This window comes from Martinezella sp. CNPSo 3732 (genome assembly GCF_057784515.1).
Map to the genome: position 1 here is coordinate 125,278 of NZ_JBXSOO010000014.1, position 13,231 is coordinate 138,508.

The 13,231-nt window shown below is 60.3% G+C and carries 14 protein-coding genes; 2 read left to right on the forward strand and 12 right to left on the reverse strand.

All coding sequences use genetic code 11. The features are described 5' to 3' along the window. Positions 1-49 precede the first annotated feature (49 nt). Positions 50-370, reverse strand: coding sequence for a hypothetical protein (locus tag AC13RM_RS21575; RefSeq protein WP_285177368.1), 321 nt, complete (start codon positions 368-370; stop codon positions 50-52). 357 nt (positions 371-727) lie between these two features. On the opposite strand from AC13RM_RS21575, the gene AC13RM_RS21580 reads away from it, so the two are divergent. Continuing rightward, a complete protein-coding gene (locus AC13RM_RS21580) occupies positions 728-904 on the forward strand; it encodes a hypothetical protein (RefSeq protein ID WP_167078012.1) in 177 nt (58 codons plus the stop codon). A 431-nt stretch (positions 905-1,335) separates the two neighbouring features. Here AC13RM_RS21580 and AC13RM_RS21585 read toward each other — a convergent pair whose 3' ends face one another. The 11 genes from AC13RM_RS21585 to AC13RM_RS21635 all read right to left on the reverse strand — a co-directional run bounded on the left by AC13RM_RS21585 (position 1,336) and on the right by AC13RM_RS21635 (position 11,891). Continuing rightward, positions 1,336-2,073, reverse strand: a complete 738-nt coding sequence (locus tag AC13RM_RS21585; protein ID WP_350223791.1) for a L,D-transpeptidase — start codon at positions 2,071-2,073, stop codon at positions 1,336-1,338. Positions 2,074-2,328: 255 nt separating this feature from the next. Then, complete coding sequence (locus AC13RM_RS21590; protein WP_488555534.1) at positions 2,329-3,234, reverse strand: heparin lyase I family protein; 906 nt, start codon at positions 3,232-3,234, stop codon at positions 2,329-2,331. Between the two features lie 275 nt (positions 3,235-3,509). Beyond that, a complete protein-coding gene (locus AC13RM_RS21595; protein ID WP_488555535.1) occupies positions 3,510-4,505 on the reverse strand; it encodes an ROK family protein in 996 nt (331 codons plus the stop codon). Then, positions 4,502-5,227 carry a ribulose-phosphate 3-epimerase gene (locus AC13RM_RS21600; protein ID WP_440480270.1) on the reverse strand — a complete coding sequence of 242 codons (726 nt, stop codon included), beginning with the start codon at positions 5,225-5,227 and terminating at the stop codon, positions 4,502-4,504. Before AC13RM_RS21600 ends, AC13RM_RS21595 begins: the two co-directional genes overlap by 4 nt. Continuing rightward, entirely contained in the window at positions 5,224-6,048 is an 825-nt protein-coding gene (locus tag AC13RM_RS21605) for an alpha/beta fold hydrolase (protein ID WP_440480269.1), read from the reverse strand. The genes AC13RM_RS21600 and AC13RM_RS21605 overlap by 4 nt, the downstream gene beginning before the upstream one ends. After that, positions 6,048-6,866 carry a sugar phosphate isomerase/epimerase family protein gene (locus AC13RM_RS21610; protein ID WP_488555536.1) on the reverse strand — a complete coding sequence of 273 codons (819 nt, stop codon included), beginning with the start codon at positions 6,864-6,866 and terminating at the stop codon, positions 6,048-6,050. The genes AC13RM_RS21605 and AC13RM_RS21610 overlap by 1 nt, the downstream gene beginning before the upstream one ends. Further along, a complete protein-coding gene (locus AC13RM_RS21615; RefSeq protein WP_440480267.1) occupies positions 6,866-7,942 on the reverse strand; it encodes a Gfo/Idh/MocA family protein in 1,077 nt (358 codons plus the stop codon). Before AC13RM_RS21615 ends, AC13RM_RS21610 begins: the two co-directional genes overlap by 1 nt. Before the next feature lie 11 nt (positions 7,943-7,953). Then, positions 7,954-8,772, reverse strand: a complete 819-nt coding sequence (locus AC13RM_RS21620; protein WP_440480266.1) for a sugar phosphate isomerase/epimerase family protein — start codon at positions 8,770-8,772, stop codon at positions 7,954-7,956. A 5-nt stretch (positions 8,773-8,777) separates the two neighbouring features. Continuing rightward, a complete protein-coding gene (locus tag AC13RM_RS21625; protein WP_440480265.1) occupies positions 8,778-9,614 on the reverse strand; it encodes a carbohydrate ABC transporter permease in 837 nt (278 codons plus the stop codon). Beyond that, a complete protein-coding gene (locus AC13RM_RS21630; RefSeq protein ID WP_440480264.1) occupies positions 9,611-10,543 on the reverse strand; it encodes a carbohydrate ABC transporter permease in 933 nt (310 codons plus the stop codon). The genes AC13RM_RS21625 and AC13RM_RS21630 overlap by 4 nt, the downstream gene beginning before the upstream one ends. A gap of 1 nt (position 10,544) precedes the next feature. Further along, positions 10,545-11,891, reverse strand: a complete 1,347-nt coding sequence (locus AC13RM_RS21635; RefSeq protein ID WP_488555537.1) for an ABC transporter substrate-binding protein — start codon at positions 11,889-11,891, stop codon at positions 10,545-10,547. 176 nt (positions 11,892-12,067) lie between these two features. Between AC13RM_RS21635 and AC13RM_RS21640 the strand changes: the two genes are divergently transcribed. Then, positions 12,068-13,216 carry a Gfo/Idh/MocA family protein gene (locus AC13RM_RS21640; protein ID WP_440480262.1) on the forward strand — a complete coding sequence of 383 codons (1,149 nt, stop codon included), beginning with the start codon at positions 12,068-12,070 and terminating at the stop codon, positions 13,214-13,216. The last annotated feature ends 15 nt before the right edge of the window (positions 13,217-13,231 follow it).

The following is a 13,231-nucleotide window of genomic DNA, read 5'->3' on the forward strand; positions in this document are numbered from 1 at the left end:
GAGGCAGATAATGACGTACCGGCCGTGGACGACCGGTACGCAGTTCATCTCAGGAAGCCAGACGACGCGCAGGCTGAGCGGAAATAGGCTTGGCGGGAACCCGCAAAGGGCGTTTCGCGGCGACTGGCAACTTACGTGCCGTGCTGGTTTTCGGGGTTCCCAGCCAGCGAAGAATCGCATCGAAGCCGGGCTGGGCCGCACGCTTCAGTTCCGGGCTCATTTCCTCGTCCATTCCGCAGAGCGAGGCAATTTCCTGGAAGTCGACACGTCCTGCCCGAAGGGGAGGCCGCGACTGGAAAACGATCAGGCCGATCATGAAGCCTTTGATATTCTCGAAGCTACGCGGCTGAAGCAGCGGCTTGAGCCGCATATCGCAAAAATCCGAAATCTTGCGCTGGAAAACGTCAGAGGCAGAGCTTTTCTTTATGGGCATTATTCATTCCTTGCAGGCGACATCATCCAAAGGTCGGGGTGTGGCCCGCTAAAGCACGCAGGTTAACGAAGCGCAAACAACCGACCGATTGGCCGCTTTCAATTCTACGATACGCCGCCATTTGGCAAGTGAAAGATCGATCACGCTTCGCTCAGCACCGTTTCCGGCACGAGGCGGCGAAAAGAGATCAGAAGTCTTGCCGTCGAGCCATCAAGACCATGAAAAAACTGTAACTTGCCTCCCGTGTCATTGAGAGCGACATTTTCCCTGCGCCGGAACTATGAGGTGAAAGACATGTCAGTCTTGGAAATGCTGGTCAGACGCCGGATGCAGGAAGAATATGCCAAGGGTACATCGCCCGAGCGCATCACCCGGCTCCTGCAGGAATTCTTAAACGGGGCAGAGGCTTCCCAAGCCGATGCACTGCGTTCGGCAGAGTATGCTGATGAATTCAAGATTGCAGATAGTTAGACTGTGACCTTCAAGATGAGGCAAGGCGCTGTTTTACAGGAAGTTTTACAACGCTTTGCTCATTTTCTCGGGCTTTCCGATCTGGCCGCCCGCATCCGCGGGCTTCGTTCAGCAGGCGAATGGCTCCGCGTGTGGCGGAGTCCAGGCTTGCATAGCGCCGATGATCTCGTCCGTTCACTCCCTCTCCGCTATTCATTCCGCTCGGATGCGAATTGAGAGACCAGTGGTTTAAAATCCGATTTCCGCGGTTCCCCTGAGGCCCGGCAAAATGCAGGTCACGCTCATGGTGCCTGTGACGGCTGCCTTTCCCGACGAATGACGTCCGTTTCCGGTCCTGCCAGAGCGGTTCAGCCTGTCACGGAATATCTGAACCGCTCCAGCTCTTTGTTTTCAAGCAATTCCAGGCTGAGCCACGCAAGGCCGGAGCGCGATCAGAGCACGACGACCTTCGTTCCCACGCCGACCCGGCCATAGAGATCCATGACATCCGGATTTGCCATGCGGATGCAGCCGGACGACACCGCCTTACCGATCGAGTTCGGCTCATTGGTGCCGTGGATGCGGTAGAGGGTGGAACCGAGATAGAGTGCTCTCGCTCCGAGGGGATTATTGAGGCCACCTTCCATGTGGTCAGGCAATTCTGGACGGCGAGCGATCATTTCCTTGGGCGGCGTCCAATCGGGCCACTCCGCCTTGCGGCTGATCGTCTCGGTTCCCTTCCAGGCGAAGCCTTGCTTGCCGACGCCGATGCCGTATTTGAGGGCAGTTCCGTCGTTGAGCACGAGATAGAGGCGCTTTTCCTTGGTGGAGATAACGATTGTGCCGGGATCGTAGCCGGAGAAGCGCACAACGCTGCGCGGGATCGGCGACTGCGCCAGACTGGCCCGCTTGTCATCCTTGAGGCCCGGACTGAATTGGGGAGACACGGCATTCCGATCGATCGAAGCCTGGCGCTGTGGGCGAGGGGGTGGCGGGAAATTGCCGTCCTCATCGTCATAGTCGCTGTAAGGATCACCCCGATAGTAATAGCCATCGTCGAGGCGTGGATCGTCGCGATAGCGCGGTGGCGCCTCCCGCGAATAGCGCGGAGCAACATAGCCGCCATCCAGATCGTCGCCGTAATCCGGAAGATATCTCCATTCCTGCGCATGCGCGGCGGCGCCTGCCATCAGTAAAGCCAGAGCGGGCAAAAGAACAAATTTTTTAGTCTTCACGTGATAACCATATTTCCCGAAGAATGCATCGGATTGCACCCCGCGCGGGCGAGGCATGCGTGCTGCAGACAATTCCGGAAACGGCGGGCGTAATTGTGGCAGCGGCGATTGAAAATCGTGATTTTCCGACCTGTTTTGAGGTCCTGGCAGAGATGCGCAAACGGGTGGCCACACTAAGCGTTTCTGTCATCGGCCCGAAAGATCGGATGATTACTTGGCAGAAACTGCCAATTTCGACCAAGCGGGATCACTGGAAGGGTCCGTCGACCAGAACTGGATATCCGCGAAGTCAACTGATTGCACGACACCAGGAAGAGTGTCCCTATAGATCCCAAAGCGAGGTTGAACGTCGATGAATGGGCGGCCGTCTTCATGCCGCACACCGTGATCGAGAAAGCCGAGACGCCCCTTATAGGAGGGGTCGCAGGCGCGTCCGTTGAGATAGACCTGTATGGCGCTTGCACCCTCCTGCAAGCTCGGCTTCAGCATCACATTCACGTCATTCCAGTCACCCACATTAAGATGCCAGGGGCCACAGATTATCTTGGATTGACCGGTGTTGCAGTCAGCGCTCCCCCGCACCTTGGCAACGAAGTTTGCCCCTGTCTCCGATGGTATGGCCTCGATTTTGAACAATGGATTTGCCGCTTGGCAAGCTCCAAGAGGCTTGGTCTCTTCCGTTGGAATATTTTGTTTCACCTGATGAATTACGGTGCGGTTGCCCAGCCCCCGCCAAGGGGCTTCGAGCCGGAAGGCAAAATGGTACCACGTCGGCTCATCGAATTTGATAACCTCTTTCTTGATTTGAATCTCTACCCGTTCAGTCGGTACATCGCCGACACTCTGATCGGGAGCATCGCCGGGATGCACCGAGATACGCAATATCGGCCTGGAAGGGGATGAGAGATCGCAAACGATGCGCGATCTCCATGAGCCAGGGTCCAGCCTGCTGCTGATCCGCCAGAGCTTCGATGGATGTTCGCCGTCAACAGTGCATAGGTCGGCAAAGCTGCCCGACAGAGGGGCCGCTGCTTCCTGTGCGATGGCGTGTGATCCGTTCAAAGCACCCAGGCATGATAAAACGAAGGCAAGCTGTGGCGTTCTCGAGGTCATCATCGTCGGTCTTTTCCGAAAGACAGGACAGGGTCTGAGAAATAGCGGCTCCAGCCAGCTTTCTTGACCAAAGATATTGGTTGCAAAGCCTCAATTCATTTCTATCGGCCGAAAATTGTGGGTCAAGAGTGTTTCGATCGGCAATCTTACGCCGTTCGCTGCACGGATGGATGGGCGCCAAAATGCCATGCTCGAGAAAGCGCCTAAGGATTTGCGGGCGTCGCGGAGCTTGAGATCAGCCATTGCTGGCTTCTTTTTTACCGTTGGGTATGGCCCTATCAGCATTGCCCGTGCCTTGCGGGCTCATCGGCCCGGGGGGCTGTTTTTCCGTAGCCGCCGAAGATGAGGCTGGCGGCACCGATCAAGCCGGCATGGCGCCCGAGCTGTGCCGCAACGATCGGCACGTTGCGATAGGCGGGCATGGCGCGCTCGCGAATCGTCGCCGCCATTTGATCGTGCAGAAGATCGAAGCCATGCGAAATTCCTCCGCCCATGACGAGCATGTCGGGCGAGTAGAGGTGAAGCAGGTTCGTAAAGCCTATCCCCAGCCACCGCGCCTCGGTAGCCAGCAGCGCGAGTGCATCGGCGTCACCTATTCGTGCAGCTTCGACGACATGTCGTCCGGTCACATCGGCATCGGCGGCGAGCTTGCGCAGCACCGATCCGTCTGACGGCCTGGTGCGGGCCGTTGCCCGCCTGCCGAGCGCCGTGCCGGAGGCGACGGCCTCAAAGCAGCCGACTGCGCCGCAAAAGCAGCGTTCGCCCTCGCTCGTGATCGTCATGTGGCCGATCTCGGCAGCCAGGCCGCGTCTCCCGTGCAGGATCCGGCCATCGGCAATCACGCCGCCGCCGATGCCGGTCGATACCGTGACGAACACCATCGACCCCGCCCCGCGGCCGGCGCCATATCGCCACTCGCCAAGCGCTGCCGCATTCGCATCGTTTTCGAGCCTTACGGGCAGCTGAAAATGGTTTTGGAGAATCTCCGCAAGTGGGATCTCGTGCCATCCGACGAGCGTTGGGGCGGCAATGACGACACCGGCGTCCGGATCGAGCGGGCCGGGTGCACCGATCCCGATCCCGATCGGCGAAAGATCAGGCGTTTCGGCCAGCACCATTTCGGCCAGCTGTTCGATCTGCCGGATGACGGCCGCGGGGCCGCCGGCTGCGTCCGTCGACAGCGAGGAGAATGTCACAAGACTTCCCTCATCATCGATAAGCGCGGCGCGAAGCTCCGTTCCACCGAGATCGAATGCAAGAGCGACCTTTTTCACGAAACCCGGCTCTCCAGTCCATGCAACCAGGCGATCCGGTCGCCAAGGTTCCTGTCGCCGAATGCCAGCGATCCGAGCACGACCGTCTGCGCTCCGGCCTGGCGCAGAAGCGGCACTGTCTGTTCGCGAATGCCGCCATCGGCTGCGAGGATGATCTGATCTTCGCGACCGGCTTTCCTGAGCAGGGAACGGGCTTCGATCAGCCGGTCGCAGGCCTTTTCGGAAAGGCTTTGTCCCTTGACACCGATCGAGGTTCCGAGCAGCGTCACGAAGGCGACATGATCGATGAAAGGTTCGATCGCCGAAACGGGCGTTTCCAGCCGCAGCACTACGCCGGCTTCGGCCCCCAGTTCTTTGGCAAGCGCAATTGCGCGCAAGCCTGCATCGCCGTTTTCGGCGTGGACGCTGATCAAATCCGCGCCCGCTTCTATGAACTGGCGCGCCTGCTCCTCGACGATTTCAGCCTCGACCATGAGATGGACGTGGATCGGCTTGGCGGTCGACTTGGCGATGCGCGCGACAAAATCCGGAAAGAACAGGAAGCCCGGCGTAAAGCGCGCATCGGCGACATCGATGTGATGCAGGTCGACATAGGCCTCGATGCGTTTGAGATCGGTTTCCATATTGGCAAGGTCGGCCGACCAGAGCGAGAATTCGCCCAGAAGCCTGTTGCGGGGAAGCGCTGCAATGGCAGCCGGGCCGGAAAGGTGTCTAGACGTCATGATGGAACGAAGCTCCGGAGTGTTTGGGGTGCTAGAAAATGCGCGATGGCGTCTTGGACCTCGGCAAAATGCCTGTCTTTGTCGATGGCCTTGGCGGTAACTTCGACAAAGTTTGCGCCTGGAATGACGCTGGCGAACGTCTGCGCACAGGAGAGCGGATGGATCGCGTCGTGCCGGTTGCCGATAATGAGGGTGGGCACGGCAAGGGCGGCTGCCGCTGCCTGTGGCACATCCGGTCCATCTGCGGCGATGTCAGCCAGAACGGAGGCAAAGGCGAGAGCATCCGGTCGGTCGAAATAACCGAGCAGGGAGGAGAAGTTGTCCGGCGCCTCCGAGGCGATCCGTCGTCCGGTTTCTGAGACGATAAAGCGCCTTTTGGCCTCCCCGACCGGGTACGAGCGGATCAGGGCGGCAACGGTGCGGATCGGCGCGAGATTGTCCGGCGATGCCTCGAAAGTCCAGGCGGGGCGGACGAGGACTAGCCCGGCGATCCGGTGAGCGTGATGATGGGCAAGATGCAGCGCAATTGCCGCGCCCATCGAAATACCGCCGACAATGAAGCGATCGAACCCGCATTCAGTGGCAGCGGCCAGAACATCCTCGGCAAACATTTGGATCGAAAAGGGCCGTGCATTGCCAAGCGAGGATGCGCCATGTCCGCGGCATTCCAGCGTCAGCCGGTGCATGCCCGCAGCTGGGACATTCTGTGCCACCTGCGCCTCATCGCCACCCAGCCCGTGCTGGAAGACGACCGGAAGCCCTTGCCCATTCTCGTAGATGGCAAGTTCTGCATCGCCGCGCTTGAACGATTTCTGTCCCATCAGATCAGCGCCTTGAGAAAGCCGGCGACGCCGGGTGCTTCCGAAGCCGAAAGGCCATGGGTTACGAGCGGTCCGTCGAAATTCACCGAGCGCAGCCGCGCGATGAAATCAGCAAAATCCACCACGCCTTGCCCGACGGTCGCGAAACGGCCGTCGCCGTGACGATCCTTGGCGTGCGCCAGGACGATATGGCCGGCGGAGATTTCGACCGCCTCTGCGACGATCGCCCGCGCCTGTGCCGGTGTCGCCTGTTCGAAGAGATTGGCCGGATCAAGCACGATGCGCAGCCGCGCCGATCCCATCTCGTCAATGAGCCGCCGGGCGTCGCGTGCCGAGGTGACGATATTGGCCTGCTCCGGCTCGATGCCGAGATCAACGCTATGCCCTTCCGCCAGCTCCAGGGCCTTCGATATCTCCGCTGCCATGTCGGCCCAGGCGGAGGGATCGCCATTGTCGGGATGATGGGCCCATTGGTCGTTCGGGTCGCGCGTTCCGGTGCAAAGCGTCACCAACGGAATCGAGAGTGCGGCCGCCGTTTCGATGACGACCGCGAGCTGGGCGAGGCCCGCCCGGCGAATGGCAATATCGGGGTGAGCCATGTTGTAGGTGCCCGACAGAGCAGCGAGCGAGATACCCGTCGCCTCGACGGCTGCCCGGATCGCAGCGATCGTTTCTTCCGAAAGGGCATTGGGCATGGATGGGAGACCGCAGCAAGCGAGATTGAACTGCGCGCAAGCATAGCCGCTGTCGCGCACTGCCGAGAGAACGCCGAGCGGCTCCGTTCCGGGAAAGGTCTTGGCGAAGATTCCGATCTGCATCAGACCGCTCCCGTGACCGATGCGAGTTCGACACGTTCGCCCCGGTCCACCGACCGGGCGATCGCCACCATCGCGCGGATGGACGCCAGGCCGTCCTCGACATTGGCGCCGCGCATCGGCGCGCCGTTCAGCGCGGTATCGGCGAGCCCCTCCAGCTGCCGGCGGAAGAAATGGCCGTCGGCGCCGAGCGGCTTGCGGCTCGTCGCATCCTTCTCGTGGAAGATTTCCACTTCGCTCGAGCGGAAGTACCAGGGATTGAAGGTCTTTGCGAGAACAGAGCCATTCTCGCCGTAAAGCTGAAACCCCTCATGCCAATCCATGCGCACGGCAACCGTCAGATCCAGATGGCCGAGGGCGCCATTGGCAAACTCGGTCTCCACGAACCAGCAATAGGCGCCGGCACGTTCCAGAAGCCGGGCGCGAACGGCAACGATGTCGCCGCAGAAGAAGCGCGCGGTATCGACCAGATGCGAGCCATGGGCCAGCATGAAATATTGCCGGAGATCGGCCTTGGGATTGCCTGATGGCTTGCGCGCAAGCTTGCTGGTGACGGGCAAGGGCTGCACCGCATCCGTATTGGTATAACGGTGGGTGGAATCGCAATACCACGCCTTCATCGCAAAGATCTGGCCTATATCGTCGCGCACGAAATCGCGGGCCGCCTCAAGCGCCGGATCGAAGCGCTTCATATGGCCGACCTGCAGGATCTTGCCGGACCGGCGCACGGCCTCGGCAAGCTGCTGCCCTTCCTCGACCGACACGCCGATCGGTTTTTCGCAGAGCACATGCTTTCCGGCTTCCAGCGCCTTAATGGACATCGGCACATGATAGGCGTCGGAGGTCGCGACGATTACGGCCTCCAGCTCGGGATCGGCCAGCATGGCATCATAATCGTCGTACATCTTCTGCGGCTCATAGGTCGCGCCCATGCGAGCCAGAAGATCGGGCGCCGCGTCGCAGATAGCATAGAGATCGGCATTCCGAGCCTTGATGCAGGATTCCAGGTGCGCGAACTGCGCGATCGGACCGCAGCCGAGGACTCCGACGCGAAGACGGCGACTTTCCTTTTCGATCATGGTTCTCTTCCTTATGCGCCGTAGCCGCGCATGGTTTGGCGATTGGCTTTGACCGCGGCGGCGGGATCGGCGGCGGCCGTCTCGGATTCCTCCTCCAGCACCAGCCAGCCGTTGAAGTGTGGAGCGGCGGAGACAAGCTCGATCACGGCCGGGGTATCGAGAACCCCCTTGCCGAGCATCGCCCATCGGCCCTGCGCGTCAACATCCTTCAGATGCAGGTAACGAATACGGTCCTGATAGGTGCGCATCGTGTCAAGCATGTCGGCATGCCCCCGCAGGATATGACCGGTATCCGGCACCCAGCCGACTAGGCTCGGGTCGAGCAAAGCGAAGATGCGGTCGTAATCGGCACGGTCGAACAGCAAAGTATTGTGATGCGAGCTCGGATGCACGGCGACCTCGACGTCGGCGACCTTGCCCAGCTCTCCGGCGCGATTGTAGAACTCGCCGGCAATGGCGAATTTCTCGTCTCGCGGGCCCTCGGAAACGACGGTTGCCGAGCCGATGGAAACGAGTGCGCCCGGAAAATGCGCGGCATAATCGATCCAGCGCTTCGCGGTCGCAAGATCGTCCCTCATTGCGTCGGCCACCGTAAAGCCGCTCTTCGAGCCGAAGGCGAAGGAGACGAGCGTCAGGCCGCGATCCCTTAATGCATTCGCGAAGGCATGCGGGTCTGCCGCATAGCGGCCGATCATCGTATCGGTGATTTCGATGCCGGAATAACCGCCGGCGGAAATCGCCGAGAGCAGATCATCAGCTGTTCCCGTCCAGGCATTGCCGAGCATTTCCCATGTGAACGTCTGGCAGCCGACTTTTATGTCCTTGCGCATTCCCGCTATTCCTTGATTCCGCCTTGGGTCAGGCCTTCGATGATGTGTCGTTGGAAGAAGAGCACCAAAATGATGAGCGGTACGGTGACGACAGCCGATGCGGCGGCGATGTCTCCCCAGGGCACATAATATTGGTTGGTGAAATTGGCGATGCCGACCGGGATCGTCTGGCTGTCGCTGTCCGAGGTAAAGGCAAGCGCGAACAGAAACTCGTTCCAGGCGGTGATGAAGGCAAGCAGGCCGGTCGTGACCAGGCTCGGCAATGACATCGGCAGGATGATATGCCAGAGCAGGCCGACAGGGCCGACGCCGTCTATGCGGGCTGCTTCGTCGATTTCGCGCGGCAGCGTTTCGAAATAGCCGAACAGGACCCAGGTTACCAGCGGCAGTCCCAGCGCAAGATAGGTGATGATCAGCGCCGTATAGGTATCGAGCAGCCCGAGATCGGAGGCGATGAGATAGAGAGGCCCGACGAGCGCGATCTGCGGAAACATCGATACCGAAAGGATGACCGTCAGGATGCCGAAGCGCCCCTTCACGTCGAGCCGCGATAGCGAAAAGGCCGCGAGCGAACCGACGATCAGGCAGAGAGCGGTGGTCGCAAGGGAAACGATGAGCGAATTCAGCACGTAATGATGCAGGCCTTTTTCGACAAAGGCATTGTAGTAATGCTCCAGCGTGAACGGGTTCGGTATGAGCGAGGGCGTTCCCTCGGTCAGGGCCTTGTCGAGCTGGAGCGATGTCGAAAATTGCCAGATGAAGGGGCCGGCGGACCAGATGAGGATGAACAGGGCGCCGAGATAGATGAGGATGTTTTGGAAGACTGAGCGCTCTCCGTTCACGTCGTCCTCCTGATCTGGCGCACGAGGAAGATGCAGAAGCCGATGGCGATCAGCCCCTCGGTGAGGAACATGGCGGTCGTTACAGCCGAGCCGTAGCCGAACTGCAGCGTCGAAAAGAGCACCTTGTAGGACAGAGTTGAAAGGGTCTCGGTGGAATCTGCCGGACCGCCACCCGTCAGCACATAGACGAGGTCGAAGACGCGGAAGGCATCGAGCGCACGGAAGAGCCCGGCTATCAACAGTGTCGGCATCAGGAGCGGCAGGCGGACATGCCAGAAGATCGTCCAGGCTCTCGCCCCATCAATGCGTGCCGCCTCTATGAGCGATTTCGGAACGGTCTGCAGCCCGGTCAGCAACAGAAGCGCCATGAATGGCGTGGTCTTCCACACATCGGCAAGGATGATCGTCGTCAGCGCCGTATCGGGGGAACCGTACCAGTTGACGTTCTGGTCAATCAGTCCGGCATGCAGAAGGATGAAATTGATGATGCCGTGCTGGCCGTCGAAGAGCCAGCCGAACATTTTCGAGGTAACCACAGTCGGCATGGCCCAGGGCACGAGCATGGCGGCGCGGACCATGCCCCGGCCGGCGAAGGTCTCGCAAAGGATCAGCGCCATTGCCAGGCCGATGAACGTCTCGAGCAAGGTCGAGATCAGCGTGAACCAGATCGTATGCCACCAGGCATTCCAGAACGGCGGATCGGACAGCAGCTGCACATAATTGGCGATGCCGACGAAATCATTGTCCTGTGTGATCAGCGAGCGGTTGGTGAAGGACAGATAGACGCCGTTGACGATCGGATAGAAGGATACCGATGCGAGCGAAAGGAATGCCGGCAGCAGCAACAGCCAGGGCCAGAGGGCGCTGGACAGCGCCCTCGACTTACCTGGGGTTTGCTCGGAAACGGCAACCGTCATCGTCACGGCCATGTCAGCCAACGATCTTGTTGATCTGGGCGGCGGCGGCCTGCAGTTCCGCCTTGACGTTGCCGCTGACGAGTGCCTTCGAGATACTGGACTGCAGCGCCAGCGTTACCTTGGCATATTGCGGCGTGATCGGCCGCGGTGTGGCCCCGGTGAAGACGCTCTGCAGGCTCGCCATGAACGGCTGCTCGGCTTTCAGCTTCGCATCCTGGAAGATGGCGGGCCGCGAGGGTGCAAGGCCGAAATTGAGCGCAAGCCGGGTCTGGGTTTCGGGCGAAGACATCCAGGTCAGGAATTCGATTGCAGCTTCCCGCTTCTTGGAGTTGGCATTGACGCCCAGCTGGTAGCCGCCAAGGCAGGCCGAACTCTTGCCGCCGGCAAAATGCGGCAGCGGCGCGACGGCGACCTTGTCGACGACATGCGAGGCCTTCGGGTCCTGCGCGATCGGATAGACATAGGACCAGTTGCGCATGAACATCGCCTCACCCGAGGTGAACGGCTGGCGAGAGGGTTCCTCGTCCCAGGAGAGCACGTTCTGAGGGCTGATCTTCGTCTTGTTGATGGTATCATACAGGAACTGGATCGCGGCAACGGCGGCATCGTCGCCGATGAGGGAGGATTTCCCGTCGGCGGAAAGGATGGAACCGCCATTGGATGCAATGATTTCCACGGCGTCACAGACCAGAACCTCGGCCTGCTTGCCCTGCCAGAGATAACCGAACTTGGCGTCTCCGGCCTTCTGCGCCTCTGCCGCCATTGTCGCCATGTCGGCCCAGGTCTCCGGCACCTTACCGCCATGTTTTTCCACCAGATCCTTGCGATAGTAGAACATGCCGGAATCGACGAACCATGGCAGGGCTGTCAGCTTGCCGCCATAGGTGCAGGCCGCCACCGTGCCGGGGAAATAATCAGCGCGCTTGTCCTTCGGGAAATATTCGTCAAGCGGCAGCGCCCAGCCGGCAGACGCAAAACCGGCGATCCAGATGACGTCCTGGCTGAAGACGTCGGGCGTTCCGTTGCGGCGGGCGAGCTGCTGGACGAGGCCCTGGTAGACCTCCGTCGATGAGCTCGGCGGCGGCAGTTCTATGAACTTGACGGCGATGCGGCTTTGCGACTCGTTGAATGTCTTGACGAGATCACCGAGCCCTTCCTTGCCGAAGAAGCTGGCACTGGCAAAGCTGATTTCCGTCCGATCGGCCGCGCGGGCCGGGCGGATACCGAGGCCTGAGGCAACACCAAGTGTTGCCGTGCCGATGGCGGCGCCGGCGGCACCCAACAGCAACTGACGACGATCAAGCATTATCGATTGTCCGGCACTCGTGGAGTGAGCCGGCGTCTTCTTGATATCTGTCATGTTTCCCTCCCAGGAAGACTGGCGACCTCCAAACCTCCGCGCCAGTATTCGCATATGTTTTATAAAAATTTGTCGCGCGTCAAGAAATAAGATGCTTTAAATCAACCCGGGAGTCATCGTTCGGATGCGCCGAAGCGCGGCGAACAGATGCGGTAGATCAGGGAGGATTGGGTAATATGGCTGGTAATTCAAAAGCTAAGCTTGGCATTGGCGTCATCGGCTGCGGTAACATCTCGATGACGTATCTGCGCAATGCAGCGCTGTTTGCCGGTGTCGAATTGCGGGCTTGCGCCGATATATCCGCCGATGTCGCCGCACTGCGTGCCCGGGAGTATGGCATTCGCGCGCTCAGCGTCGACCAATTGCTGGCCGATCCCGAAGTCGATCTCGTGCTGAACCTCACTGTTCCCGCCGTCCATTTCGACGTCACGATGTTGGCCCTATCCGCTGGCAAGCATGTCTTCACGGAAAAGCCGCTTGCAACCTCGGCGGCCGATGGCCGCATTCTTGTGGCGGAGGCGAAGCGGCGCGGATTGCAACTGGGGTCGGCGCCCGACACCTTTCTCGGTGCGGCAGGTCGCCGGGCGCGGCGCCTGATGGATGAGGGCGCGATCGGCCGTCCCGTGAGCGGCACTGCCTTCATGATGGGACGCGGCATGGAGCACTGGCACCCCAATCCGCAATTCTATTATCAGCCTGGCGGCGGCCCGGTCTTCGATATGGGGCCTTATTATCTGACCATGATGGTGAATCTGCTCGGCCCGGTCGCTCGGGTCATGGCAATGGCGACGAAAGGTCAGGAAGAGCGCCTGATCACCGCCGATGGTCCATTCAAGAACACGCGCTTCAAGGTCGGAACGCCCACCAACATCCTGTCGCTTCTGGAGTTCCAATCCGGCGCGACCGTGAATTTCGGCGCCTCCTGGGACGTCTTTCGTCATTCCAATCATCCAATCGAGCTGCACGGCACCGAAGGCTCGCTCCGTTTGCCCGATCCGGACACGTTCGGCGGAACGGTGTCGCTGTCGGAGCGGGGCGCCGATTGGCGCGATTTCGAAAGCGAAGGCGAACTTTACGGCGCAAGGAACTGGCCATTCAATGCACCGGATCGGGCGAATTACCGCATGCTCGGTGTCGCCGACCTTGCGCGAGGGCTTGAAGAGGGCAGGTCGCCCCGCGCGTCGGGAGAGCTGGCCCTTCACGTCCTTGAGATCATGGAGGCCATTCTTCAGTCGGGGGAAAGTCGGCAGTCGGTCAGCATCGGCGCGCAATTCACTCCGTCACCGCGCCTTGACGAAGGCGAAGCACGCAGCCTTCTCGCCTGATCGCTGCAGAGAGGG